Below are 26,164 nucleotides of genomic sequence, written 5' to 3' on the forward strand. Positions count from 1 at the left end.
CACAACCCCCGCCGGACGGCGACCCGCCCTACGACAGCCCCGCCCGCCGCAACGCGTCCGCCATCGCGCTGTTCGACGGAGGCGCCGCCTGGCGTCGGGCCCCGCCGCCACCGCCGCTGCCGCCACCACCGCCGCTCCGGCCACGACCGCCCTGCCGTGGTCCCGGCGCTCGGCCGGCGTCTCCTGACCGGTCGCGCTCGGGCTTCGCCGACGCCTCGTCGTCCAGACGGAGCGTCAAGGAGATCCGCTTGCGCGGGATGTCGACGTCCATCACCTTCACCCGGACCACATCGCCCGGCTTGACCACTTCCCGCGGGTCCTTGACGAAGGACCGGGACATGGCGGAGACATGGACCAGGCCGTCCTGGTGCACACCGATGTCCACGAACGCACCGAACGCCGCCACGTTGGTCACCACGCCCTCAAGCAGCATCCCGGACGCCAGATCACCGATCTTCTCCACGCCGTCCTTGAACGTGGCCGTCTTGAACGCCGGGCGCGGGTCCCGTCCCGGCTTCTCCAGCTCGCGCAGGATGTCCGTCACGGTCGGCAGTCCGAAGGAGTCGTTCACGAAGTCCCCGGGCTTCAGCGAGCGCAGCACTGAGGAGTTCCCGATGAGCGACGCGACCTCGGTGCCCGTCGTCTTCACCATGGACCGCACCACCGGATACGCCTCGGGGTGCACGCTCGACGCGTCCAGCGGGTCGTCCCCGTCGCGGATACGGAGGAAACCCGCGCACTGTTCGTACGCCTTCGGGCCGAGCCGGGCCACAGCCTTGAGCGCCTTGCGTGAGCGGAAGGGACCGTTGGTGTCGCGGTGGGCGACGATGTTCTCGGCGAGTCCCGCGCCGATGCCCGACACGCGCGAGAGCAGCGGCGCGGACGCGGTGTTGACGTCGACCCCGACGCCGTTCACACAGTCCTCGACCACCGCGTCCAGCGAGCGGGACAGCTTCACTTCGGACAGGTCGTGCTGGTACTGGCCCACGCCGATCGACTTCGGGTCGATCTTCACCAGCTCGGCGAGCGGGTCCTGAAGCCTGCGGGCGATCGAGACCGCGCCGCGGATCGACACGTCCAGTCCGGGCAGTTCCTGGGAGGCGAAGGCCGAGGCCGAGTACACGGAGGCGCCCGCCTCCGAGACCATCACCTTCGTGAGCTTCAGCTCCGGATGCTTCTCGCACAGCTCACCGGCGAGCTTGTCGGTCTCGCGGGACGCCGTGCCGTTGCCGATGGCGATCAGATCGACCGCGTGTTCCTTGGCGAGCCGCGCCAGCTTCGCGAGCGACTCGTCCCACTTGTTGGCGGGAACATGCGGATAGATCGTGTCGGTGGCGACGACCTTGCCGGTCGCGTCGACCACGGCGACCTTCACGCCCGTACGGAATCCGGGGTCGAGCCCCAGCGTGGCGCGGGTGCCGGCCGGCGCGGCCAGCAGCAGGTCCCGCAGATTTGTCGCGAAGACCCGCACGGCCTCGTCCTCGGCGGCGGTCCGCAGCCGCAGCCGCAGATCGATCCCGAGATGGACCAGAATCCTGGTCCGCCACGCCCATCGCACCGTGTCCGCGAGCCATTTGTCGCCGGGACGGCCGCGGTCGGCGACTCCGAAGCGCCGCGCGATCATGTTCTCGTACATGGTCGGCCCCGGCTGCTCCGACGGCTCCTCGGGCTCCAGGACCAGATCGAGGACATCCTCCTTCTCGCCCCGGAAGATGGCGAGCACGCGGTGCGAGGGCAGCGCGGGGAACGCCTCCGCGAAGTCGAAGTAGTCGGCGAACTTCGCGCCGGCCTCTTCCTTGCCGTCCCGGACCTTCGCGGCCAGCCGGCCCTTGGTCCACATCCGTTCGCGCAGCTCGCCGATGAGATCGGCGTCCTCGGAGAACCGCTCGGTGAGGATGGCGCGCGCGCCTTCCAGCGCCGCGGCGGGATCCGCCACGCCCTTGTCCGCGTCCACGAACGCCGCGGCCGCCGCGAGCGGCTCCACCGACGGGTCGCTCAGCAGTCCTTCGGCGAGCGGCTCCAGACCGGCCTCGCGGGCGATCTGCGCCTTGGTCCGCCGCTTGGGCTTGAACGGCAGATAGATGTCCTCCAGCCGCGCCTTGGTGTCGGCGGCCCGGATCTGCGTCTCCAGGGCGTCGTCCAGCTTGCCCTGCTCGCGGACGGACTCCAGGATCGCGGTCCGCCGATCCTCAAGCTCCCGCAGATAGCGCAGCCGCTCCTCCAGGGTGCGTAGCTGCGCGTCGTCGAGCATCTCGGTCGCTTCCTTGCGGTAGCGCGCGATGAACGGCACGGTCGATCCGCCGTCGAGCAGCTCGACGGCTGCCTTCACCTGCCGCTCCCGTACGCCGAGTTCCCCGGCGATCCTGCCTTCGATGGACGTCGTCACGATCACGCTCCGCTGTTCTGTGGTCCGCCGTCTGCATTGTGGCAGGTGGCGCCGACATCAGCGGGCGCGACCGGCTGGGCCCGGCGGATACGGCAGCCGTCGGCCCGGTCCCGAGCGGATCGTGGACCGGGCCGGCGGACTGATCGGACTGCTCGCGAGGAGGTGACCCACGGTCCCTAACCGTGTGCGGCCCCGCCGAAGAGGCGGGCCGCGTGGAAGCGCAGGGCCACCACGGAGGCGAGCGTCGAGCCGATGGCGCGCGGCACATCGGCGATGGCACGGAACACCGAACCTCCCAGAGGTGGCTGTCGGGTCTTCGGCCGCGTCGGGCGCTCCACGCACGCGGCGCACGGGCCGGTGCCTACGTACACGGCACGCGCTGTGGCGCCCTTCGAACTGGGGGAGCCGTGGCCTACCACCTACACAGTCGAGTATCCGGTCAGCCCGGCCGTAAACCGCCGGCGGACGACCGTCGTACTCGCCGGAGGGTCAGCGTTTGCCGATGAGGTCGGCCGGAAACGCGCCCGCCGCCTGCGCCGCCCGGGCGAATCCGCCGGCCAGCTCGGTCAGCCGGGCCACGCCCGCCGCGCCGAGATGCTCGTACGGGGCCCGGTCCAGCCGGTCGGTCTCGTCCTCCAGCGCGGTGCGCAGTTCCGTGCCGGCCGGTGTCAACTCGCTGTCGGCGTCCAGGAGTCCGCGTGCGCGCAGCCGCTCCCTGGCCGCCTCCCACTCCTCGGCCGTCCAGCCGCGGCTGGCGAGGATCCACTTCGGCGACATGCCCCGGCCGCTCGCGGTGTGGCTGGCCAGCGCCTCCACGGGGTCCAGGCCGGCGGCCGTGAGAGCGATGAGATGACCGTCGCCGCGGTGTTCGCGCAGCAGCGTCGAGGCGTGCCAGTAGGCGAGATGCGGCGCGTCCGGCACGGGCAGATCGGCGTTGGCCGCGTAGAGCGGACGCGCCGGACGGGTGCACGCCTCGGCGGCTCGCAGCGCCAGTGCCGCGGCCTCGGCGAGCTCCTTCGAGGCCACCGCCTCCTCGCCCAGCAGCCGCCGCAGCAGTGAGTCGACCGCGCGCAGCCGGGCGTCGAGCGCGCTCTCGGGCGTGACGCTGTCCCACGCGCGCGGGATGTGCCGGGCCACGAGATCGTGTTTGAAGTTGAAGAAGGTCGCGGTCACGGTGCCGGGGCCGACCCGGCCCAGCGGCGCCGCGCGGGCCGCGAAATAGGCCGCTCCGGCGTTGTCCAGCCCGGCGCGTGCGAACTCGCGCCCGAGGTCGGGCGAGAAGTAGAGAGCGGAATGGATCGGGTTGACGACGGAGTAACAGCGTCGCGCGGCGCGCTCGGGCAGAGTGGTCATGCGAACCATGTTACCGACTGGTCGGTACGGTTGTCGTGGCTGGAAAGGAGGGGTATTCGTCATTGCGGCCATCGGCCGGCGGCCGAAGGATGAGAACCATGACAGAGCGATCCGTCCTGGTCGTCCTCTTCGACGAGGTGCAGAGCCTTGATGTGACGGGCCCCGTGGAGGTGTTCGCCGGAGCCGCCCGCCAGGCCGGTGACCCGGACGCCTACCGGATCCGGACCGCCTCGCTCGACGGCGCTCCCGTACGGACCTCCAGCGGGCTCACGATCGTTCCGGACATCGCGCTCACCGACGCTCCGGACCCGCACACGCTTCTCGTGCCCGGCGGTGCCGGCACCCGTGCTCCGGACCCGCGGCTGGTCGACTGGCTCCGTGTGCGCGCGCCCGCCGCCGGACGGCTGGTCTCGGTCTGCACCGGTGCCCTGCTGCTCGCCGGGTCCGGACTGCTCGACGGCCGCCGGGCGACGACCCACTGGGTGGCCACGGACCTGCTGGCCAGGGCCTATCCCGCCGTCGATGTCGACCCGGACCCGATCTTCGTACGGGACGGACATGTCTCCACCTCCGCCGGTGTCACGTCCGGGATCGATCTCGCACTCGCGCTGGTCGAGGAGGACCTCGGCCGGGACGTGGCCCTCGCCGTCGCCCGCCATCTCGTGGTCTTCCTGCGACGTCCTGGCAATCAGGCGCAGTTCAGTGTCCAGCTCGCCGCGCAGACGGCGGAGCGCGAGCCACTGCGTGAGGTGCAGAGCTGGATCAGCGAGCATCCCGGCGGCGATCTCTCCGTCGAGTCACTGGCCGGCCGGGCCCGGCTGTCGCCGCGCCACTTCGCCCGCGCCTTTCGCTCCGAGACCGGCGTCACTCCGGGCCGCTATGTGGAGCGCGTACGTCTCGAACACGCCAGGCGGCTGCTGGACGACAGCGCCGACGGCATCGAGGAGATCTCGCGCGCCTGCGGATACGGCACACCGGAGGCCATGCGCCGTGCCTTTGTCAAAGTCCTCGGGACGGCGCCCGCCGAATACCGGCGTCGCTTCCGCGCGCGGGCCGTCTCACCTGCCGATCCCTCCTGAACCCCGATCTCCGCACCGACACACTGACGGAAAGGCCCGCCATGCGGATCGCGATCCCGCTCTTCGAAGGCTTCACCGCGCTCGACGCCGTCGGCCCGTACCAGGTCCTCTCCCGCCTTCCCGGCGCCGAGACCTTCCTCGTCGCGGAACGGACCGGCCCCGTCCTCGACGACCGCGGGAGTCTCTCGCTCGTGGCGGAGAAGACGCTCGGCGAGGTCACCGCGCCCGACATCGTGGTGGTGCCCGGCGGCCCGGGGCAGAGTGGCCAGATGGAGAACGCCGTGCTTCTCGACTGGCTGCGCGAGGCGGACGCCACGACCATCTGGACGGCCTCCGTCTGCACCGGATCGCTGCTGCTCGCCGCCGCCGGTCTGCTCACGGGACGGCGCGCCACGTCCCACTGGCTGGCGCTGGACTCGCTCCGGGAGTTCGGCGTCGAGCCGACTGGCGAGCGGGTCGTCACCGACGGCAAATACATCACCGCGGCCGGCGTCTCCTCCGGCATCGACATGGGTCTCACTCTGGCCGGGAGGCTCGCGGGGGACCGGTTCGCCCAGTCCGTACAGCTTCTGACCGAGTACGACCCGCAACCTCCTTATGACGCCGGATCGCCGGACAAGGCGCCCTCGGACCTCGTCGAGGAGCTGCGGGCAAAGAGCCGGTTCATTCTTCGCCCGGCCGGCTGAACCGCGGCTCGCGGCGCTCCAGGAAGGCGGCGACACCCTCCGCGGTGTCGCCGCCGGCGCGCGCCCGCTCCGTCCAGTACGCGGCCCGGTCGGTACGGCCGGAGGCGCACTCCTTGGCGGCCGCCTGGGTCAGCCACGCGCGGGAGACCAGTACGCGCCCGAACTCCGCCACCCGCCCGGCCAGCTCGCCGGCCGGGAGCACCTCGTCCACGAGTCCGGTCCGCAGCGCCCGGGCCGTACCGATCAACTCGGCGGAGAACAGCAGGTATTTGGCGGTCGCGGGCCCCACCAGCGAGACCAGCCGCCGGGTCGACGACGCCGGATAGACGATCCCGAGCCGCGCCGGAGTGACGCCGAACAGCGCGCCGTCCTCGGCGAACCGCAGATCGCACGCCGCCGCCAACTGGCAGCCGCCGCCCACGCAGTGACCGCGTACGGCGGCGAGCGTGGGCCGCGGGAAGGCGGCCAGGGCTTCCTCGGCCGCCACCGCCAGGGACTGCGGATCCTCGTCCCGCTGCCGCAGTGAGGAGATGTCGGCGCCGGCGCAGAAGGTGGCGCCCTCGCCGGTCAGCACCAGAGCGCGCACGGCGGAGTCGGCGGCGAGCCGCTCCAGCAGCGGCGGCAGTTCCCGCCACATCCGCGCCGTCATCGCGTTGCGCTTGGCCGGATGGTGGATGACAACGGTCGCGATGCCGTCCGCGACGGTGTGCAGCAACTGCGGCTCCATGGGCCGGATGCTATCCGGGCGCCGGCGGGAGCAGCCGGGCGGGGAGCTGTCGGCCGGCCACGCCGCCCGCATATGCCGGGTGCACCGAACTGATCTTTGGCTGTCAACGGGCGATCAAGTGCAGTCTTTTTCCATAAGCTTCCGCTTGGATGCGGTCGCGTTCCGTCAATAAAGGCTGACTTATGTCCAGCGGCCCGGTACGGGCCGGTCCGTTCCCAACACTCGACAGCCGATGGACAACGCGGGCCGAGTCAAGGGTGGGTGCCCCAGTGATGGAGAGCAGCGGGAGTGTTCCGGACCGGCCACGATGGTACGAGGGGGTCTGGCGGTTCACCGCTCCCGCCGTCGAGGTGTCGGTACCGCAGATCAGACACGCCGTACGTGACCTGCTGAAACGTCAGCGCGTACCGATCAGGGACGAGGCCGCCCAGGCGGTGCTGCTGATCATCTCCGAGCTGGTCACCAATGCCGTGCTGCATGCCGCGGTGCTCTCGCCCGAGGTGGCTGTCGAGGTCGCTGTCGGAGCGGAGCGGATCCGGGTGTCGGTCGAGGACGACCATCCGTACCGGCCCAAGGCGCTGGATACGCCGGACGCCGGGCAGATTGGCGGCCGCGGGCTGCTGCTGGTGCGGGAGATCCTCCGCGAGGCCGGCGGCGGCTGCGATGTCGACCACACCGCCGGCGGAGGGAAGATCGTCTGGGCGGAACTGCCGTTCGTCGCTCCGCTCGGCGGGCCGCCGAAGCGGGAAAGCGTCACCAGCCCCCGGCCGGTCCGGTGAGCTCCCTGATCGCCGGGCGCGCGGCGTCCAGCACGGTCGTGAACCAGACGGAGAACGGCGCCTCGTCGTGCCGCCGGCTCAGCTCCGCCGGAGTGACGAAGACCGTCTCGCCGACCTCCTCCGGGTCGGGGTCGGGCGAGGACTGCGCCAGTCCCACATAGAGATGGTTGTACTCCTGCTCGACGAGCCCCGAATCCGGGTCCGGGTGGTTGTAGCGCACCGTGCCCGCCTCCGCGAGCAGCGAGGGCGAGATGCCCAGCTCCTCATGGGTGCGGCGGGCGGCCGCGGCGAACGGCGCCTCGCCCGGGTACGGATGCCCGCAGCAGGTGTTCGACCAGACGCCTGGAGAGTGGTACTTGCCCAGCGCGCGGCGCTGGATCAGCAGGCGGCCCTGTTCGTCGAAGAGGAAAACGGAGAACGCCCGGTGCAGCCGACCGGGCGCCTGATGTGCGGAGAGCTTTTCGGCGGTACCGACGGTATTGCCGTTCTCGTCGACCAGCTCCAGCATGATCGCTTCTTGCACGCTGTTCGACGAGCTGTTCGCCGCGGTAACTGGTGTGGTCGGCATAACCATCCTTCGCTTCGGGCCTCGACCCCCAAGTCTGCCGTACAAAAGCCCCGTGTCCGCACTTCGGGAGTGTGGGCATGTCCGTTCCCCTCGGCGCCCGCGCGTGTCACCTGCAGAGCTTCGCCTCGTGCTCCGCGTGGCCCCTGGGTTCGAGCTGGAAGGTGCAGTGCTCCACATCGAAATGGTGGCCGAGGCATGCCTGCAGGTCATGCAGCATCTTCTCGTGGCCCACCGCGTCAAGCGCGTACTGATCCACCACCACATGAGCGGAGAGCACCGGCATACCGGAAGTGATCGTCCAGGCATGGAGGTCATGTACGTCGGCCACTCCGGGCAGCGCGAGCATATGTGTTCGTACCTCGGTCATGTCGACGTCCTTGGGAGCCGACTCCAGCAGGACGTTCAGCGTCTCCCGCAGCAGCTTCACCGTACGCGGGACGATCATGAGCCCGATCACCAGGCCCGCGATCGGGTCGGCCGTCTGCCAGCCCGTGGTCAGGATGATCCCGGCCGAGACCAGCACCGCGAGCGAGCCCAGCGTGTCGGCGAGGACCTCCAGATACGCCCCGCGCACATTGAGGCTGTCCTTCTGGCCCCGGACCAGCAGCGAGAGGGAGACCAGATTCGCGAACATACCGATGAGGGCGAAGATGATGGTCAGTCCGCCTCTGGTCTCCGGCGGCACGATAAAGCGTTCGATCGCCTCGTACAGCAGGTAGCCGCCGACACCGAGCAGCAGCAGACAGTTGGCCAGCGCGGCGAGGATCTCGGCTCGGGCATAACCGAAGGTGCGGCTCGCGTCCGCCGGACGGGCCGCGAAGTGGATCGCCAGCAGGGCCATGCCGAGCCCGACCGCGTCCGTCGCCATGTGCGCCGCGTCGGCGATCAGCGCGAGGGAGTCGGCGGCGAGACCGCCGATGATCTCCACCACCATCACGGACAGCGTGATGCACAGCGCGATCCTGAGCCGGCCCCGGTAGGCGGCGGTCGCCGTGCCCGGCGGGGGCCCTCCGTGCGTATGTCCGTGATCGTGCCCTGCCCCCATGGGGACGCCTCCCGGTCGTTTCGATGACCTGCCGACCACGCCAGTGAACTACGGGTGGGGGGTACCCGGCAACACGGGACTGAACACCGTTGTCAGCAGCTCTGACCTGGGGAAATAATCACAGGTCAGGCGGTGGCAAGGCGATCAGGCCGGTGTCGCCGCATGGTGCCGCTGCCAGCCCTCCCAGGCGGACTCGACCATCTCGCGCACGCTGTGGCGGGCCGTCCAGCCCAGTTCACCGGTGGCCAGCTCCACCGAGGCCACCGCTCTCGTCGCGTCGCCGGGGCGGCGCGCCTCGATCACCGGAGCGGTGCGGTGTCCGGTCACCTCCGCGACCAGATCGGCCAGCTCACGGACCGAGACGCCTTCTCCTCGCCCGAGGTTGACCGTCAGATCACCGCCGCCGCGCTGGGCGGCCAGCCGGTGGGCCGCGGCGAGATGGGCGTCGGCGAGATCGGAGACATGGATGTAGTCACGGACGCAGGTGCCGTCGGACGTCGGATAGTCGGCGCCGAAGATCCGGGGCGCCTCACCGCGGCTGATCCGGTCGAAGAACATCGGGATGATGTTGAACACCCCGGTGTCGGACAGCTCCGGCCGCGCCGCTCCCGCCACATTGAAATAGCGCAGACAGCCCGTGGCGATCGAGTGCGCCCGACCGGTCGCCCGTACCAGCCACTCACCCGCGAGCTTGGTCTCGCCGTACGGATTGATCGGCACGGCCGGAGTCCGCTCCGTGATCAACTCCACATCCGGCACCCCGTACACGGCGGCCGAGGAGGAGAAGAGGAAGCGCCGCACTCCGGCGGCGACCACGGCGTCGAGCAGCACGGTGAGCCCGTGCAGATTCTCCCGGTAGTACCTCAGCGGCTGCTCCACGGACTCGCCGACCCGCTTCTTCGCGGCGAGATGCACCACACCGGTGACCTGGTGCCCGGTGAGCGTCCGGTCGAGGAGATCCCGGTCCAGCAATGAGCCCCTCACCAGCGGAATCCCGGTGGGAAGCCGCTCGGCGACGCCGGTCGACAGATCGTCCAGGACGACGACCCGCTCACCCGCCTCGGTCATGGACCGCACCACATGCGCCCCGATATAACCCGCTCCGCCTGTGATCAGCCATGTCATGCGGACACCTTACTGACCGGCCTTGTCCGGCGCCGGAGCGGTGATCGACAACGATGATCTCCAGATGAACCGTTCCCGACTCAGACCGTGGCGTCCAGGGCGTAAACGGTCGGTGAACTCAACCTTCCGTTCATCCGATAGCCTCTGCCGACGTGCCGCCACCCGGATCCCGGGTCATGCCGCCGCGCACCCAGCCCTGTAAGTGCCAAGGAGTGAGTTCGTCTGCCGACCGCCATCCTCACCGGTCCCGCGGTACCCGGATCGCCACTCGAAGGCCATCTGCGGTCGCTGGGTTTTGACGTACACACCGCGTCCGACGACATGGAGGCCGCGCGCCTCCTCGCCTCGGCCCCGGCGGCGGACCGCGTCGCTCTCGTCGACTCCCGTTTCGTCGGCCATGTCCACGCGCTGCGTCTGGCGCTGACCGACCCACGGTTCCCGACGGCCGCGGTGCCCGGAGCACTCACCGCCCAGCCCGGTGCCCGCGCCGCGCTGGTACGCGCCGTGACCGCCGTCGTCGGCGGATCCGGTGCCGCTCCCGGGACACCGGCGGCCGACGATCTCTCCGGCCCCGAGGCGGCCGGGCCGCACCACGCCTCCGCCACCGCCGTGACCTCCGGCGAACCGCTCGCCGACCGGGCCGCCGCCGCACTCGACGCGGACGGCGACGGCGCCCAGCGGCCCGAGCTGGGCTCGCTCGTCGCCGCCGTACCGGCCGATCCCAGTGCCCGGGAGCGGGCCGAGACCGCCGTCGCGGCCGTCGACGACGAGGCCGTACGGCTGCGCTCCGCGGTGAAGGCCCGCGACGGCTTCTTCACCACCTTCTGCGTCAGCCCGTACTCCCGCTATCTCGCCCGCTGGTGCGCCCGCCGCGGCCTGACTCCGAACCAGGTCACCACCGCGTCGCTGCTCACCGCTCTGATCGCGGCGGCCTGCGCGGCCACCGGCACCCGCGGCGGATATGTCGCCGCCGGTGTGCTGCTGCTCTTCTCCTTCGTACTGGACTGCACCGACGGGCAGCTCGCCCGCTACTCCCTCCAGTACTCCACGATGGGCGCGTGGCTCGACGCCACCTTCGACCGGGCCAAGGAGTACGCCTACTACGCGGGACTCGCGCTCGGCGCCGCCCGCGGCGGTGACGACGTGTGGGCGCTCGCCCTCGGCGCGATGGTCCTCCAGACCTGCCGCCATGTCGTCGACTTCTCGTTCAATGAGGCGAACGCCGACGCCACGGCGGCGACGGCCACCGGAAAAGCCGTCGTCGGCACGCCCACCGCCGCGCTCTCCAGCCGGCTCGACAGCGTCGGCTGGACGGTATGGGTGCGCCGGATGATCGTGCTTCCCATCGGTGAACGCTGGGCCATGATCGCCGTACTGACGGCGCTGACCACACCGCGGATCGTCTTCTACGCGCTGCTCATCGGCTGCGCCTTCGCCGCCTGCTACACCACCGCCGGCCGGGTCCTGCGCTCGGTGACCCGCCGGGCCAACCGCACCGAGCGGGCCGCCCGGGCCCTGGCGGACCTCACCGACTCGGGACCGGCCGCCGCGGGCGTCGCGGCGCTGCTGCGCCGGCCCGCCCGGCGGCTTCCCGGCCTCCTGCCGTTCGCGGCGGCGTTCGCCGGCGGCGCCGCGGTCGTCGCCACCGCGGCCTTCGCTCCGGTCGACGGCCCCTGGCCCGTCGTCGCGGCCCTGGTGTACGTCCTGACCTCGGGACTCGCGGTCGCCCGCCCGCTGAGCGGCGCGCTCGACTGGCTCGTACCACCGGTGTTCAGAGCGGCCGAATACGGCACCGTACTGGTCCTCGCGGCCCGCTCCGAGGTGAACGGAGCGTTGCCGGCGGCTTTCGGACTGGTGGCGGCCGTCGCCTACCATCACTACGACACGGTGTACCGCATTCGCGGCGGCACCGGTGCGCCGCCTCGCTGGCTCGTCCGGACGATCGGCGGCCACGAGGGCCGCACGCTGGTGGTGACGGTGCTCGCCGCCGTCCTCGTGACGCGGAACACCACTTTCCCGTCGGCTCTCACGGTGCTGGCGGTCGCCGTGGCGCTGGTCGTGCTCATGGAGTCCATCCGGTTCTGGGTGTCCTCCGGTGCCCCCGCCGTACATGACGAAGGAGAAGCCGCATGATCGGCCTCGTACTCGCCGCCGGTGCCGGACGGCGTCTGCGTCCCTACACCGACACGCTGCCGAAGGCCCTTGTGCCCGTCGACCCGGCGGGCGAGGGGACCAGCACGGTCCTCGATCTGACGCTGGGCAACTTCGCCGAGGTCGGCCTGACCGAGGCCGCCATCGTCGTCGGCTACCGCAAGGAGGCCGTGTACGAACGCAAGGCGGCCCTGGAGGCCGCGTACGGCCTCAAGCTCACCCTCATCGACAACGACAAGGCCGAGGAGTGGAACAACGCCTACTCTCTCTGGTGCGCCCGTGACGTCCTGACCCAGGGCGTGATCCTCGCCAACGGCGACACCGTGCATCCGGTCTCCGTCGAGAAGACCCTGCTCGCCGCGCGTGGCGAGGGCCGGAGGATCATCCTCGCCCTCGACACGGTGAAGCGGCTGGCCGACGAGGAGATGAAGGTCGTCACGGACGGCGCCAAGGGCGTGCGCCGGATCACGAAGCTGATGGATCCGGCCGTCGCCACCGGCGAGTACATCGGCGTCACACTGATCGAGCCGGAGGCCGCCGTCGACCTCGCCGACGCGCTCAGGACCACCTTCGAGCGCGACCCCGACCTCTACTACGAGGACGGCTACCAGGAACTGGTCGACCGCGGCCTGGTCATCGACGTGGCCCCGATCGGCGACATCCCCTGGGTGGAGATCGACAACCACGACGACCTCGCGAAGGGCCGTGAGATCGCGTGCCAGTACTGACCCGGCTCATCCCGTCCCCGGTCGTCGTCGACATCAGCCGGGGCGCCATGGACGATCTCGCCGGACTCCTCGCCGACCGGCGGATCTCCAGCTCGGGCAGGCTCTCCGTCGCCGTCAGCGGCGGCTCGGGACAGGCGCTGCGCGAGAAGCTCTCGCCGGTGCTGCCCGACGCCGACTGGTACGCCGTCGCCGACGGCACGATCGACTCCGCCGTGAAACTCGCGGACGACATCAAGGGCAAGCGGTACGACGCCGTGGTGGGCCTCGGCGGCGGCAAGATCATCGATGTGACGAAGTACGCGGCGGCCCGGGTCGGGCTGCCCATGGTGGCCGTCGCCACCAATCTCGCGCATGACGGGATCTGCTCACCGGTGTCCACCCTGGACAACGACAACGGGCGCGGTTCCTACGGCGTCCCGACGCCCATCGCGATCGTCGTCGACCTCGATGTCATCAGGGACGCGCCGATCCGCTTCGTGCGCTCCGGCATCGGCGACGCCGTCTCCAACATCTCCGCCATCGCGGACTGGGAACTGTCCCACCGGATCACCGGCGAGCCGGTCGACGGTCTGGCCGCCGCCATGGCCCGCACGGCCGGCGAAGCCGTACTGCGTCATCCCGGCGGCGTCGGCGACGACGAGTTCCTCACCGTACTCGCCGAGGCTCTGGTGCTCTCCGGCATCGCCATGTCGATCAGCGGGGACACCCGACCGTCGTCCGGCGCCTGCCACGAGATCAGCCACGCCTTCGACCTGCTCCATCCCAGGCGCTCCGCGCTCCATGGCGAGCAGGTCGGCCTCGGCGCCGCCTTCGCCATGCATCTGCGCGGCGCGCACGAGCAGTCAGAGCTTTTCACCGAGGTGCTGCGCCGGCACGGACTGCCCGTGCTGCCCGAGGAGATCGGCTTCTCCGCCGACGAATTCGTCCGGGCCGTGGCCTACGCGCCACAGACCCGGCCGGGTCGCTTCACCGTTCTCGAACACCTCGACCTGTCCACCGACCAGATCAGGGACGCGTACGCCGACTATGCCAAGACCATCAGTAGCTGAACTCCGTCCGGTCGTCCACCCGGAGGGAGTGAAGGACCGACGCAGCGGAGAGCACTGGGCCGGGCGCCTGTACATGCGGGAGATCTCGCTGCACATCGACCCGTACCTGGTGAACACGCGGATTTCGCCGAACCAGCTCACCTACCTCATGGTGGTCGTGGGCGTCATCGGCGGTGCCGCGCTCCTGCTGCCCGGACTCACCGGCGCGATCCTCGCCGTCGTCCTGTTCCAGATCTATCTGCTGCTCGACTGTGTCGACGGCGAGGTGGCCCGCTGGCGCAAGCAGACCTCCATCACCGGCGTCTATCTCGACCGGATCGGCCACTATCTCTGCGAGGCCGCACTGCTGGTCGGCTTCGGCATACGTGGCGCCGACGTCTTCCACCAGAACGGCTCGTCCACGAACTGGCTGTGGGCCTTCCTCGGCACGCTCGCCGCGCTCGGCGCCATCCTGATCAAGGCCGAGACGGACCTGGTCGATGTGGCCAGGCAGCGCAGTGGCCTGCCGGCGGTCAAGGACGAGGCGTCCGCGCCGCGCTCCTCCGGGCTGGCACTGGCCCGCCGGGCCGCTGCCGCGCTCAAGTTCCACCGGCTCGTCGGCGGCATCGAGGCCAGCCTCTTCATCCTCGTGGTGGCCGTTCTCGACACGGTCCGTGGCGATCTCTTCTTCACCCGGCTCGGTATCGCGGTCCTCGCCGGTATCGCCCTGGTCCAGACACTGCTCCACCTGGTCTCCATCCTGGCGTCCAGCAGGCTGAGGTGAGCGGCATGCGGCTCGGCGCGGTGATCATCACCATGGGTGAACGCCCCGACGAGCTGCGTGCGCTTCTCGACTCGGTCGCCCGGCAGAAGGGCGACCCGATCGAGATCGTCGTGGTGGGAAACGGCGCTCCGGTGGGCGCCGTTCCCGCCGGTGTACGGACGGTCGAGCTGCCCGCGAATCTCGGCATCCCGGGCGGCCGCAATGTCGGCATCGAGGCGTTCGGGCCCGCCGGTTCCGACGTGGACGTCCTGCTCTTCCTGGACGACGACGGACTGCTGCCGAACACCGACACCGGCGAGCTGATCCGTGAGGCGTTCGAAGCCGATCCCGAACTCGGCATCGTCAGCTTCCGGATCACCGATCCCGAGACCGGACTCACCCAGCGCCGGCACGTCCCGAGGCTGCGCGCCTCGGATCCGCTGCGGTCGTCGAGGGTGACGACCTTCCTCGGCGGCGCCAACGCGGTACGGACGAAGGTCCTCGCCGAGGTCGGCGCACTGCCGGGCGACTTCTTCTACGCCCATGAGGAGACCGATCTCGCCTGGCGGGCGCTGGACGCGGGCTGGATGATCGACTACCGCGCGGACATGGTGCTCAACCATCCGACGACACCGCCGTCCCGGCACGCGGTCTACCACCGCATGGTGGCCCGCAACCGGGTCTGGCTCGCCCGCCGCAATCTGCCCGCGCCCGTGGTCCCGCTCTACCTCGGCGTGTGGCTGCTGCTCACTCTGGTCCGGCGTCCCTCCGCGGCGGCTCTCAGGGCCTGGCTCGGCGGGTTCCGCGAGGGCTGGGCCACGCCGTGCGGTCCGCGCCGTCCCATGAAGTGGCGTACGGTATGGCGGCTGACCCGGCTGGGCCGACCGCCTGTCATCTGACAAGCTCGGTTCTGAGAGCATCGGGCATACTTCCGGGTCCTGGCCGTCCGCGCCTGCGCCCGACCGGCTGCGCATCTTGAACACGAAAGTTTCAACTTGTGAGTGACACAACCCATGAGGGCGCGATCGCTGTGAGCGCCCCGCCGTCGCCCGACGACGGTCTGACCCCCGCGGCTCTCGCCGCCAAATATGGCCTGGCGGTGAGCGGTGCCAGGCCCGGCCTGGCCGACTACGTCCGGCAGCTGTGGGGCCGGCGCCACTTCATCCTGGCCTTCTCCCAGGCGAAGCTCACGGCCCAGTACAGCCAGGCGAAGCTCGGCCAGCTCTGGCAGGTGGCGACGCCGCTGCTGAACGCCTTTGTCTACTACTTGATCTTCGGCCTGATCCTGGGCACCAAGAAGGGCATCCCACAGGAGGTCTTCGTCCCGTTCCTGGTCACCGGCGTCTTTGTCTTCACCTTCACCCAGAGCTCGGTGATGGCCGGCGTCCGCGCCATCTCCGGGAATCTGGGGCTCGTCCGGGCCCTGCACTTCCCGCGGGCGTCGCTGCCGGTCTCCTTCTCGCTCCAGCAGCTCCAGCAACTGCTGTTCTCGATGATCGTGCTGGTCGCGGTGGCGGTGGCCTTCGGCAGCTATCCGAGGCTGAGCTGGCTGCTGGTGGTGCCCGCGCTGGCGCTCCAGTTCCTGTTCAACACCGGTCTCGCGCTGATCATGGCGAGGCTCGGCAGCAAGACTCCCGACCTCGCCCAGCTCATGCCGTTCGTGATGCGTACGTGGATGTACGCGTCGGGCGTGATGTTCTCCATCCCGGTGATGCTCAAGGACAAGCCGTCCTGGATCGCCGACGTCCTCCAGTACAACCCGGCGGCCATCTACATGGACCTCGTCCGGTACGCGCTGATCGACGGCTACGGCGCGTCGAATCTGCCCGCGCACGTCTGGTTCGCCGCACTGCTGTGGGCCGTGATCCTGGGCGTCGCCGGCTTTGTGTACTTCTGGAAGGCTGAGGAACGGTACGGCCGTGGCTGATGACAACAAGCAGGGACGTATTCCGACCGTCATCGCCGACGAGGTGCACATCGTGTACCGCGTCAACGGCGGCGGCGGAGGCAAGGGCAGCGCCACCGCGGCGCTGAGCCGCATACTCCGCCGCGGCAAGGGAGAGGCGCGTGGAGTCCGCAAGGTCCACGCCGTCCGTGGGGTCACCTTCACCGCGTACCGCGGCGAGGCCATCGGTCTGATCGGCACCAACGGCTCCGGCAAGTCGACGCTGCTCCGTGCCATCGCGGGGCTGCTGCCGACGGAGAGCGGCAAGGTCTACACCGACGGCCAGCCTTCCCTGCTGGGTGTCAACGCGGCGCTGATGAACGACCTGACCGGCGAGCGGAATGTCATCCTCGGCGGCCTGGCCATGGGAATGACACGCGAGCAGATCCGTGACCGGTACCAGTCGATCGTCGACTTCTCCGGCATCAACGAGAAGGGTGACTTCATCACCCTCCCGATGCGGACCTACTCCTCGGGCATGGCGGCCAGGCTCCGGTTTTCCATCGCCGCCGCCAAGGACCACGACGTCCTGATGATCGACGAGGCGCTGGCCACCGGAGACCGCAAGTTCCAGATCCGTTCCGAGCAGCGGATCCGTGAACTGCGCAAGGAAGCGGGCACGGTCTTCCTGGTCAGTCACAGCAACAAGTCGATCAGGGACACCTGCGACCGGGTGCTGTGGCTGGAGAAGGGCGAGCTGCTGATGGACGGTCCGACCGACGAGGTCATCAAGGCGTACGAGAAGGAGACCGGCAAGTAGCCCGGTCCACCGCTCCAGGCCCTCGCCTGACGACGTGGCCCCCGCCGGACCCATCCGGCGGGGGCCACGCCATGCGCCGGCCCGGCGTCTCACCGGGTGTCCGGGAAGGTCCGGCGCGCGTCGTCGTGGCACGCCGGATCCGCCGGCGGACCGGTCCCTCTCGGCGTGCCGCCACCGCCGCCAATCGTCAAAGATCAGTCAAGTACCGTGGCGTCGGGGAAGGTTGGCCGGTATTGCAGTGTTCTTGTAATGCGCGCCATACCCCGGCGTGGTCCTCTTGGTTGTACAACGTAAGCTGTGCTGGTGCTGATTCACGGCAAGTGGGGTGATACCCCCTGGGCGTCCCACCTGCCAAGCAGCCTCGTGTACTCAAGAAGACGGGCGGCGTGTCCGAAATAGGATGTATTGGGTCGGCAGTGTAGAACGGGAGATGTGACGGCAATGACGGAAAATCTCCAGCTCCACGTGGATTCCGCCGTCCCTGTATCAGGAAGTCCGCGGTGACGGGCACACCGCAGGTGCGCTCCGACGCCTCCTCGCGTGCGACTCTGGACAAGGCCTCGGACGAGAACTTTCCCGTGGCTCCATTCTTTCTGCCACGCGCCTGGCGCGACGACCTGATGGCCGTCTACGGCTATGCCAGGCTCGTCGACGACATCGGCGACGGCGATCTCGCTCCCGGCGGTGCGGACGCCCGGCATCTGGGAGTCGACCCGGCGCGCGCCGAGGACAGACTGGCCGTGCTGGACGCTTTCGAGGCCGATCTGCGGCGTGTCTTCGAGCCCGCCGGTCCGGGTCCCGGCCACCCGCTGCTGCGCGCTCTCGCGCCGACCGTACGGCGCCGCTCGCTCACACCCGAGCCGTTTCTCGGTCTGATCGCGGCCAACCGCCAGGACCAGCGGGTCCGCCGCTACGAGACCTATGACGATCTCCTCGCCTACTGCGAGCTTTCCGCCAATCCGGTCGGCCGTCTCGTCCTCGGGATCACCGGCACCGCGAGCCCGGAGCGCGTCCGCCGCTCCGACGCCGTGTGCACGGCACTGCAGATCGTCGAACACCTCCAGGACGTGGCCGAGGACCTGGGCCGCGACCGTGTCTATCTGCCCGCCGAGGACATGAAGCGGTTCCATGTCACCGAAGCGGATCTGGCCGCGCCCACCGGGAACGCTTCGGTACGCGCGCTGATCGCACACGAAGCCGAACGCGCCCGTGAGCTGCTGAATGAAGGCACCCCGTTGGTGGGTAGCGTCCATGGCAGGCTCCGGCTGCTGCTCGCCGGATTCGTGGCCGGAGGGCGCGCCGCCCTCGCTTCGATCGCGGCCGCCGGGCACGATGTGCTCCCCGGACCGCCCAAGCCCACCAAGCCGCGTCTGCTGCGCGAAGTGGGAGCTGTCTTGCGAAGAGCGCACAGAGAGGGGTGAGCCGGAACGTGGAGGGACAGACGCCCGTGTCCGCGCCGGTACTGGCGGCCTACAGCTATTGCGAGGCCGTCACCGGGCAGCAGGCCCGTAATTTCGCCTATGGCATCAGGCTGCTGCCGACCGACAAGCGGCAGGCCATGTCCGCGCTGTACGCCTTCTCCCGGCGGGTGGACGACATCGGTGACGGCACACTCGCGCCGGAGACCAAGCTGGCACGCCTTGAGGACACCCGTGCCCTGCTGGGCCGGATCAGCGAGGGCGCTGTGGACGAGGACGACACCGACCCGGTCGCGGTGGCGCTGACGGACGCGGCCCGCCGCTTTCCCATCCCGCTCGGCGGACTCGACGAGCTGATCGACGGCGTCCTGATGGACGTCCGCGGTGACACGTACGAGACCTGGGACGACCTCAAGGTCTACTGCCGGTGTGTCGCGGGCGCCATCGGGCGGCTCTCGCTCGGCGTGTTCGGCACCGGACCGGGCGCGCCCGGGGCCGAGCGCGCCTCGGAGTACGCCGACACACTGGGGCTCGCTCTCCAGCTCACCAACATCCTCCGGGACGTACGCGAGGACGCCGGAAACGGCCGTACGTATCTCCCGGCCGACGATCTCGCCAAGTTCGGCTGCTCCACCGGCTTCCGGAGCGCGACCCCGCCCGCCGGTTCCGACTTCGCGGGTCTGGTGCACTTCGAGGTCCGGCGGGCCCGCGCTCTCTTCGCCGAGGGCTACCGTCTGCTGCCCATGCTCGACCGGCGCAGCGGCGCGTGTGTCGCCGCCATGGCCGGTATCTACCGCCGTCTGCTCGACCGCATCGAACGCGACCCCGAGGCCGTCCTGCGCGGCCGGGTCTCGCTGCCCGGACGTGAGAAGGCGTATGTCGCGGTGCGCGGGCTCTCCGGGCTCGACGCGCGGCACATCTCCCGGCAGACCGTCAGGAGGCGGGGCTGATGCGGCCCAGCGGCCCAGGACGGGTACCGGGACGAGGCGCGGTGCCGGGTGTCGTGGGTCCGCGAGGACCGGTCGCGCACATGCCTCTTCCTTCGAACGCGCCCGCGCACCCGCGGTTCTCAACCTCGCACCGGTTTGACGCGTCCCTGACTGCGACGGTCCAAGGAGGGCACGTATGACGACTGCCGACGGCTCGCGTCCCCGCCATGCGGTCGTGGTCGGCGCGGGACTCGCCGGGATCACCGCCGCTCTCCAGCTCGCCGACGCGGGAGTGCGGGTGACCCTTCTGGAGGGACGCCCGCGCCTCGGTGGTCTCGCCTTCTCGTTCCGGCGCGGCGACCTCACCGTCGACAACGGCCAGCATGTGTATCTGCGCTGCTGCACGGCGTACCGGTGGTTCCTCGACCGGGTGGACGGCGCGGCGCTCGCGCCGCTGCAGGACCGGCTGGACGTGCCGGTTCTCGATGTCGGGCGCGCGGGCGGGCCGCGGCTCGGACGGCTGCGCCGCAACGCACTGCCCGTACCGCTGCATCTCGCCGCCGGACTGGCCACGTATCCGCATCTGTCCCTCGCCGAGCGCCTCTCGGTCGGGCGCGCCGCGCTCGCCCTCAAGCGGCTGGACCCGGCCGATCCCGCCTTGGACGGCATCGACTTCGCCACCTGGCTGGGCCTGCACGGACAGTCGGACCGCACCATCGAGGCGCTCTGGGACCTGGTCGGCGTGGCCACGCTCAACGCCACCGCGCCGCACGCCTCCATGGGGCTCGCCGCGATGGTCTTCAAGACCGGTCTGCTGTCCGAAGCGGGCGCCGCCGACATCGGCTGGGCGCATGTCCCGCTCGGTGAGCTGCACGACACACTGGCGCGCAAGGCCCTTGACTCCGCCGGTGTGCGGACCGAGACGCGCACCCGCGTGAGCGCCGTCTCGCGCGCGGCGGAGGGCGGCTGGCACGTCGATGTGGACGGTGAGCGGCTCGACGCGGACGCCGTCGTCCTCGCGGTGGCCCAGCGGGAAACCCACGGTCTGCTGCCCGACGGCGCGCTCGACGCTCCCGACCGGCTGCTGGACATCGGCACCGCGCCGATCCTCAACATGCATGTCGTGTACGACCGTGCCGTGTTGCGCCGCCCGTTCTTCGCCGCGCTCGGCAGCCCGGTCCAGTGGGTCTTCGACCGCACCGAGAGCTCGGGTCTCACGGAGGGCCAGTATCTGGCGGTGTCCCAGTCGGCCGCCGAGGACGAGATCGACACGCCCGTCTCCGAGCTGCGTGCGCGCTACCTTCCCGAGCTGGAGCGTCTGCTGCCCGCGAGCCGCGGCGCGGAGGTACGGGACTTCTTCGTCACCCGGGAGCGGGCGGCGACCTTCGCGCCGAAGCCCGGTGTGGGACGGCTGCGTCCCGCGGCCCGTACGCGCGCTCCCGGTCTCTTCCTGGCCGGCGCGTGGACCGCCACCGGCTGGCCCGCGACCATGGAGAGCGCGGTGAGAAGCGGCTTCAACGCCGCCGGCGCCGTACTCTCCGAGCTCGGCCGCCGCCATGAACACCCCCTGCAGGAGGCGGCATGAGCCCGACCACCGCACCTACGAGTACTGGAACAAGAGGAGAGACCGTGCCGACTGTGCCCCCGGCGAATTCGGCTGCCGACACAGCGGGCGTCTTCGCGCTGCTGGAGCGCGGGCGGCAGATGTCGACGCCGGTGCTGCGCGCCGCCGTCGACCGGCTCGCCGCGCCGATGGACACTGTCGCGGCCTATCACTTCGGCTGGATCGACGCCGAGGGCCGGCCCGCCGACGGTGACGGCGGCAAGGCGGTGCGGCCGGCGCTCGCGCTGCTCTCCGCCGAGGCGGCCGGCGCGGCTCCCGAGAAGGGCATCCCCGGCGCGGTCGCCGTCGAGCTGGTCCACAACTTCTCGCTGCTGCACGACGATCTGATGGACGGCGACGAACAGCGCCGCCACCGCGACACGGTCTGGAAGGTGCACGGCCCGGCCCAGGCGATCCTCGTCGGCGACGCTCTCTTCGCGCTCGCCAACGAGGTGCTGCTGGAGATCGGCACCGCGGAGGCCGGCCGCGCGACCCGCCGGCTGACCACCGCCACCCGCAAGCTGATCGACGGTCAGGCGCAGGACATCTCCTACGAGCACCGCGAGCGGGTCACCGTCGAGGAGTGCCTGGAGATGGAGGGCAACAAGACCGGCGCGCTGCTGGCCTGCGCCGTCTCCATCGGCGCGGTGCTCGGCGGCGCCGACGACAGGACGGCCGACACGCTGGAGGCATACGGCTACCACCTCGGCCTCGCCTTCCAGGCCATCGACGATCTGCTTGGCATCTGGGGCGACCCGGAGGCCACCGGCAAGCAGACCTGGAGCGATCTGCGCCAGCGCAAGAAGTCCCTGCCGGTGGTCGCCGCGCTGGCGGCCGGCGGCCCGGCCTCCGGACGGCTCGCGGAGCTGCTCGCCGCCGATGCCAAGAGCAATGACTTCGAGAGTTTCTCGGAGGAGGAATTCGCCACCAGGGCGGCGCTGATCGAGGAGGCGGGCGGCCGGGAGTGGACCTCTCAGGAGGCCCGCAGACAGCACACGGTCGCCATCGAGGCCCTGGATGGCGTGGACATGCCGGAAGAAGTCCGGGCGCAGCTCATCGCGCTGGCGGACTTCGTCGTCGTACGGAAGAGATGATCACCATTCCCATATCCGCCCCATCCGGGGGATAGCCCCGGACCCCAAGAGCAGTCGCCGCCCGGTGCCGCAGCGCACCGGGCGACGGAGACCCCAGCACAGCAGAAGACCACTGCACGAAGGGGAAGCCATGACAGCGACGACCGACGGAAGCCCCGGGGCCGTGGGACCCCGCGCAGCCTCGGCCAGCGAACCGACCGACACCACTCCCGCCGCGGACGGTGACCTTCTGGCCGCCGCCGAGCGGGCCACCGCACGATCCGTAGAGCATCTTCTCGGCCTGCAGGACGCCCAGGGCTGGTGGAAGGGCGACCTGGAAACCAATGTGACCATGGACGCCGAAGACCTGATGCTCCGTCAGTTCCTTGGTGTGCAGGACGCTGACACCACCGAGGCGGCCGCCCTCTTCATCCGCGGCGAACAACGCGCGGACGGCACCTGGACCACCTTCTACGGCGGCCCCGCCGAACTCTCCGCCACCATCGAGGCGTATGTCGCCCTCCGGCTCGCCGGAGACCGGCCCGAAGACCCGCACATGGCACGTGCCTCCCAATGGGTCCGGGAGAACGGCGGCATCGCCGCGAGCCGGGTCTTCACCCGGATCTGGCTCGCGCTCTTCGGCTGGTGGAAATGGGACGACCTGCCTGAACTCCCTCCCGAAATGGTGTTTCTTCCCAGGTGGTTCCCGCTCAACATCTATGACTTCGGCTGCTGGGCACGGCAGACGATCGTGCCGCTCACCATCGTCTCGGCGAAGCGGCCCGTACGGCCCGCTCCCTTCGCGCTCGACGAGCTGCACTCCGACCCGGCCCAGCCGAATCCGGTCAAGTCCCTCGCACCGGTGGCCAGTTGGGACGGCGTCTTCCAGCGCCTCGACAAGTTCCTGCACGCGTACCACAAGGTCGCGCCACGCGCGCTGCGCCGCACCGCGATGAACGCGGCCGCGCGCTGGATCATCGAGCGGCAGGAGAGCGACGGCTGCTGGGGCGGGATCCAGCCGCCCGCCGTCTACTCCCTGATCGCGCTCCATCTGCTCGGATACGAACTCGACCACCCGGTCATGCGCGCCGGTCTTGAATCGCTCGACCGCTTCGCCGTCCGGCGCGAGGACGGCGCCCGGATGATCGAGGCATGTCAGTCCCCGGTCTGGGACACCTGCCTCGCCACGATCGCGCTCGCCGACGCGGGCCTGAGCCCGGACCATCCGGCGCTGGTCAAGGCCGCCGACTGGATGATCGGCGAGCAGATCGTCCGCCCCGGCGACTGGTCCGTACGCAGGCCCGGACTGACACCGGGCGGCTGGGCGTTCGAGTTCCACAACGACAACTACCCGGACATCGACGACACCGCCGAGGTCGTCCTCGCCCTGCGCCGGGTCAGCCATCCCGATCCCGAGCGGCTCGACGCGGCCGTCGAACGCGGTGCCCGGTGGAACATGGGCATGCAGTCGAGAAACGGCGCCTGGGCCGCCTTCGACGCCGACAACACCAGTCCGCTTCCCAACCGGCTGCCCTTCTGCGACTTCGGTGAGGTCATCGACCCGCCGTCCGCGGATGTCACCGCGCATGTCCTGGAGATGCTCGCCTACGAGGGCAAGGCCCATCTCCCGGGCGCCCGGCGCGCCGTCGAGTGGCTGCTCGCCGAACAGGAGACCACCGGAGCCTGGTTCGGACGGTGGGGAGTCAACTACGTGTACGGCACCGGCTCGGTGGTGCCGGCGCTGACCGCCGCCGGGCTCTCTCCCTCGCACCCCGCGATCCGCCGCGCGGTCTCCTGGCTCGAATCCGTGCAGAACGAGGACGGCGGCTGGGGCGAGGACCTCCGTTCGTACCGCCAGGAGAAGTGGATCGGCCACGGCGTCTCGACCGCCTCCCAGACCGCCTGGGCGCTGCTCGCGCTCCTGGCGGCCGAGGGACGGGAGAGCAAGGCCGTCGAGCGAGGTGTCACCTGGCTCACCGAGACCCAGCGGCCGGACGGCTCCTGGGACGAGCCGCACTTCACCGGTACCGGCTTTCCCTGGGACTTCTCCATCAACTACCACCTCTATCGGGCGGTGTTCCCGCTCACGGCCCTCGGCCGGTATGTCCACGGAGAGCCCGCGGCGGCCCGCGCGGGCAGCCGCAAGGGGGGCTGATGAGACGGTCCCCGGAGCCGGCCGGTCCGCCTGCGCCGATGCTGATCGCCTGTGCGCTCGGCATCGAGCGGTTCGCTCTGCGCGGCGCGGGCCACGACGAGGCACCGGGGCCGGTGAGTGTCCTCCGTACCGGCATGGGGCCCAAGAACGCCGAGCGCGCCATGGCACGCGCGCTCGGAGAGCCCCGCACCAGGGACGCGGCCGTCATCGCGTCCGGATTCTGTGCGGGGCTCGTCCCGGGTATGAACCCGGGAGATCTGATTGTCGCCGACGAGACCCGGGACCCGTACGGCTCCACACGCTGTACGGGCATCGGGCTGCTCGTCGACGCGCTGACCCGGGCCGTGCCCGGCCACACGGTCCACACGGGTCCGCTCACCGGTTCCGGTCATGTGGTGCGCGGCCATGAGCGGGCCGAACTGCGCGCCACGGGGGCGGTCGCGGTGGACATGGAGTCCGCCGCCACGCTCCGAAGTGCTCTGAGCGCCGGGCTCCGCCCGGTTGCGGCTGTCCGGGTGGTCGTGGACGCTCCAGAGCATGAGCTCGTCCGTATTGGCACAGTGCGCGGTGGAATATCAGCCTTCCGCGTCCTCCGTGCCGTCCTTCCAGCTTTCCATGAATGGCACCGTTCTTTGCTGCTCCCCAGGAGGTGAGCTAGATGGCCATGCCGCTTCGTCAGACCATCAGGGTCGGGACGTACCTCTTTGAACAGAAGCTCCGCAAGCGCGAGAAGTTTCCACTCATTGTCGAGCTGGAACCTCTCTTCGCCTGCAATCTGAAATGTGAGGGCTGCGGCAAGATCCAGCATCCGGCGGGTGTCCTGAAGCAGCGTATGCCCGTTGCCCAGGCGGTCGGAGCGGTGCTGGAGTCCGGGGCGCCGATGGTCTCCATCGCCGGCGGTGAGCCGCTGATGCATCCGCAGATCGATGAGATCGTCCGGCAGCTTGTGGCCAAGAGGAAATACGTCTTCCTGTGCACCAACGCGATGCTGCTGCGCAAGAAGATCGAGAAGTTCACCCCTTCGCCGTATTTCGCCTTCGCCGTGCACATCGACGGGCTGCGTGAGCGCCACGACGAGTCCGTGGCGAAAGAGGGAGTGTTCGACGAGGCGGTGGAGGCCATCAAGGAGGCCAAGAAGCGCGGCTTCCGGGTGACCACCAATTCCACCTTCTTCAACACGGACACTCCCCAGACCATCGTCGAGGTGCTCAACTACCTCAATGACGACCTGAAGGTGGACGAGATGATGATCTCGCCCGCCTATGCCTATGAGAAGGCCCCCGACCAGGAGCACTTCCTGGGTGTGGAGCAGACTCGGGAGCTGTTCAAGAAGGCGTTCTCCGGAGGCAACCGAGCGCGCTGGCGCCTCAATCACTCGCCGCTCTTCCTGGACTTCCTCGAAGGCAAGGCCGACTTCCCGTGCACGGCGTGGGCCATCCCGAACTACTCCCTGTTCGGCTGGCAGCGGCCCTGCTATCTGATGAGTGACGGATACGTGCCCACGTACCGGCAGCTCATCGAGGAGACCGACTGGGACAAGTACGGCCGCGGCAAGGACGCGCGCTGTGCCAACTGCATGGCGCACTGCGGCTACGAACCGACCGCCGTCCTCGCGACCATGGGCTCCCTCAAGCAGTCGCTGCGGGCCGTCCGTGAGACTGTCGCCGGGACGCGGTGACGACATGACCACTGGAGAGCCTGTCGCACTGGGGCTCCCCGAGCTGCCGGCCCGGCCGATCGCGACGCGCCGCGTTTCGCGGCGCGTCCAGGTCGGGTCGGTGGCGGTTGGTGGGGATGCGCCGGTGTCGGTGCAGTCGATGACGACGACGCGTACGTCGGACATCGGGGCGACGTTGCAGCAGA

General features: G+C 70.0%; 24 protein-coding genes. 18 read left to right on the forward strand and 6 right to left on the reverse strand.

What is annotated here, in order from left to right; genetic code table 11:
- Positions 1–28 precede the first annotated feature (28 nt).
- Together PV679_RS33870 and PV679_RS33875 are read right to left on the reverse strand one after the other, a co-directional pair.
- Positions 29–2,386 carry a Tex family protein gene (locus tag PV679_RS33870; RefSeq protein WP_319684869.1) on the reverse strand — a complete coding sequence of 786 codons (2,358 nt, stop codon included), beginning with the start codon at positions 2,384–2,386 and terminating at the stop codon, positions 29–31.
- A 489-nt stretch (positions 2,387–2,875) separates the two neighbouring features.
- Complete coding sequence (locus tag PV679_RS33875; protein WP_319684870.1) at positions 2,876–3,739, reverse strand: SCO6745 family protein; 864 nt, start codon at positions 3,737–3,739, stop codon at positions 2,876–2,878.
- Positions 3,740–3,837: 98 nt separating this feature from the next.
- On the opposite strand from PV679_RS33875, the gene PV679_RS33880 reads away from it, so the two are divergent.
- Together PV679_RS33880 and PV679_RS33885 are read left to right on the forward strand one after the other, a co-directional pair.
- Positions 3,838–4,818, forward strand: coding sequence for a GlxA family transcriptional regulator (locus PV679_RS33880; RefSeq protein WP_319684872.1), 981 nt, complete (start codon positions 3,838–3,840; stop codon positions 4,816–4,818).
- 41 nt (positions 4,819–4,859) lie between these two features.
- The gene (locus tag PV679_RS33885) at positions 4,860–5,504 is read left to right on the forward strand and encodes a DJ-1/PfpI family protein (RefSeq protein ID WP_319684874.1); all 645 of its coding nucleotides are present in this window, start codon (positions 4,860–4,862) and stop codon (positions 5,502–5,504) included.
- Here PV679_RS33885 and PV679_RS33890 read toward each other — a convergent pair.
- Positions 5,482–6,231 carry an enoyl-CoA hydratase/isomerase family protein gene (locus tag PV679_RS33890; RefSeq protein ID WP_319684876.1) on the reverse strand — a complete coding sequence of 250 codons (750 nt, stop codon included), beginning with the start codon at positions 6,229–6,231 and terminating at the stop codon, positions 5,482–5,484. The two genes, PV679_RS33885 and PV679_RS33890, sit on opposite strands and share 23 nt — an antisense overlap.
- A gap of 272 nt (positions 6,232–6,503) precedes the next feature.
- Here PV679_RS33890 and PV679_RS33895 point away from each other — a divergent pair, with 272 nt between their 5' ends.
- Positions 6,504–7,010, forward strand: a complete 507-nt coding sequence (locus tag PV679_RS33895) for an ATP-binding protein (RefSeq protein ID WP_319684877.1) — start codon at positions 6,504–6,506, stop codon at positions 7,008–7,010.
- Here PV679_RS33895 and idi read toward each other — a convergent pair.
- The 3 genes from idi to galE all read right to left on the reverse strand — a co-directional run bounded on the left by idi (position 6,985) and on the right by galE (position 9,748).
- A complete protein-coding gene (idi, locus tag PV679_RS33900) occupies positions 6,985–7,578 on the reverse strand; it encodes an isopentenyl-diphosphate Delta-isomerase (RefSeq protein WP_319684878.1) in 594 nt (197 codons plus the stop codon). The two genes, PV679_RS33895 and idi, sit on opposite strands and share 26 nt — an antisense overlap.
- 106 nt (positions 7,579–7,684) lie before the next feature.
- A complete protein-coding gene (locus tag PV679_RS33905) occupies positions 7,685–8,623 on the reverse strand; it encodes a cation diffusion facilitator family transporter (RefSeq protein WP_319684880.1) in 939 nt (312 codons plus the stop codon).
- Positions 8,624–8,767: 144 nt separating this feature from the next.
- Positions 8,768–9,748 (reverse strand): UDP-glucose 4-epimerase GalE, encoded by a 981-nt coding sequence (gene galE / locus PV679_RS33910; RefSeq protein ID WP_319684882.1) that lies wholly within the window; start codon positions 9,746–9,748, stop codon positions 8,768–8,770.
- Between the two features lie 222 nt (positions 9,749–9,970).
- Here galE and PV679_RS33915 point away from each other — a divergent pair, with 222 nt between their 5' ends.
- The 15 genes from PV679_RS33915 to PV679_RS33985 form a co-directional block, all read left to right on the forward strand.
- Entirely contained in the window at positions 9,971–11,881 is a 1,911-nt protein-coding gene (locus PV679_RS33915; protein WP_319684908.1) for a DUF5941 domain-containing protein, read from the forward strand.
- A complete protein-coding gene (locus tag PV679_RS33920) occupies positions 11,878–12,627 on the forward strand; it encodes a phosphocholine cytidylyltransferase family protein (RefSeq protein WP_319684883.1) in 750 nt (249 codons plus the stop codon). The genes PV679_RS33915 and PV679_RS33920 overlap by 4 nt, the downstream gene beginning before the upstream one ends.
- On the forward strand, positions 12,615–13,676 hold the full coding sequence (locus PV679_RS33925) for an iron-containing alcohol dehydrogenase family protein (protein WP_319684885.1): 1,062 nt from the start codon (positions 12,615–12,617) through the stop codon (positions 13,674–13,676). The genes PV679_RS33920 and PV679_RS33925 overlap by 13 nt, the downstream gene beginning before the upstream one ends.
- The gene (locus tag PV679_RS33930) at positions 13,654–14,439 is read left to right on the forward strand and encodes a CDP-alcohol phosphatidyltransferase family protein (RefSeq protein WP_319684887.1); all 786 of its coding nucleotides are present in this window, start codon (positions 13,654–13,656) and stop codon (positions 14,437–14,439) included. The genes PV679_RS33925 and PV679_RS33930 overlap by 23 nt, the downstream gene beginning before the upstream one ends.
- A 5-nt stretch (positions 14,440–14,444) precedes the next feature.
- Positions 14,445–15,317, forward strand: coding sequence for a glycosyltransferase family 2 protein (locus PV679_RS33935; RefSeq protein WP_319684889.1), 873 nt, complete (start codon positions 14,445–14,447; stop codon positions 15,315–15,317).
- A 98-nt stretch (positions 15,318–15,415) separates the two neighbouring features.
- Positions 15,416–16,345 (forward strand): ABC transporter permease, encoded by a 930-nt coding sequence (locus PV679_RS33940; protein ID WP_319684890.1) that lies wholly within the window; start codon positions 15,416–15,418, stop codon positions 16,343–16,345.
- Positions 16,338–17,123 carry an ABC transporter ATP-binding protein gene (locus tag PV679_RS33945; protein WP_319684892.1) on the forward strand — a complete coding sequence of 262 codons (786 nt, stop codon included), beginning with the start codon at positions 16,338–16,340 and terminating at the stop codon, positions 17,121–17,123. Before PV679_RS33940 ends, PV679_RS33945 begins: the two co-directional genes overlap by 8 nt.
- 500 nt (positions 17,124–17,623) lie before the next feature.
- Complete coding sequence (hpnC, locus tag PV679_RS33950) at positions 17,624–18,544, forward strand: squalene synthase HpnC (protein ID WP_319684894.1); 921 nt, start codon at positions 17,624–17,626, stop codon at positions 18,542–18,544.
- Positions 18,541–19,491 (forward strand): presqualene diphosphate synthase HpnD, encoded by a 951-nt coding sequence (gene hpnD / locus PV679_RS33955; RefSeq protein WP_319684896.1) that lies wholly within the window; start codon positions 18,541–18,543, stop codon positions 19,489–19,491. Before hpnC ends, hpnD begins: the two co-directional genes overlap by 4 nt.
- A gap of 175 nt (positions 19,492–19,666) precedes the next feature.
- Positions 19,667–21,055, forward strand: coding sequence for a hydroxysqualene dehydroxylase HpnE (hpnE, locus tag PV679_RS33960; protein ID WP_319684898.1), 1,389 nt, complete (start codon positions 19,667–19,669; stop codon positions 21,053–21,055).
- Positions 21,052–22,167: a polyprenyl synthetase family protein gene (locus tag PV679_RS33965; RefSeq protein ID WP_319684900.1), complete on the forward strand. Its 1,116-nt coding sequence runs from the start codon at positions 21,052–21,054 to the stop codon at positions 22,165–22,167. The genes hpnE and PV679_RS33965 overlap by 4 nt, the downstream gene beginning before the upstream one ends.
- Before the next feature lie 130 nt (positions 22,168–22,297).
- Positions 22,298–24,301 carry a squalene--hopene cyclase gene (shc, locus tag PV679_RS33970; RefSeq protein WP_319684901.1) on the forward strand — a complete coding sequence of 668 codons (2,004 nt, stop codon included), beginning with the start codon at positions 22,298–22,300 and terminating at the stop codon, positions 24,299–24,301.
- Entirely contained in the window at positions 24,301–24,954 is a 654-nt protein-coding gene (locus tag PV679_RS33975) for a 1-hydroxy-2-methyl-2-butenyl 4-diphosphate reductase (RefSeq protein WP_319684903.1), read from the forward strand. The genes shc and PV679_RS33975 overlap by 1 nt, the downstream gene beginning before the upstream one ends.
- 5 nt (positions 24,955–24,959) lie before the next feature.
- Entirely contained in the window at positions 24,960–25,979 is a 1,020-nt protein-coding gene (gene hpnH / locus PV679_RS33980; protein WP_319684905.1) for an adenosyl-hopene transferase HpnH, read from the forward strand.
- A gap of 4 nt (positions 25,980–25,983) precedes the next feature.
- Positions 25,984–26,164 (forward strand): flavodoxin-dependent (E)-4-hydroxy-3-methylbut-2-enyl-diphosphate synthase (locus PV679_RS33985; RefSeq protein WP_319684906.1); only part of this gene is annotated, 181 nt, incomplete at its 3' end.

Source organism: Streptomyces sp. AK02-01A (assembly GCF_033795305.1).
Classification (GTDB): Bacteria; Actinomycetota; Actinomycetes; order Streptomycetales; family Streptomycetaceae; genus Streptomyces.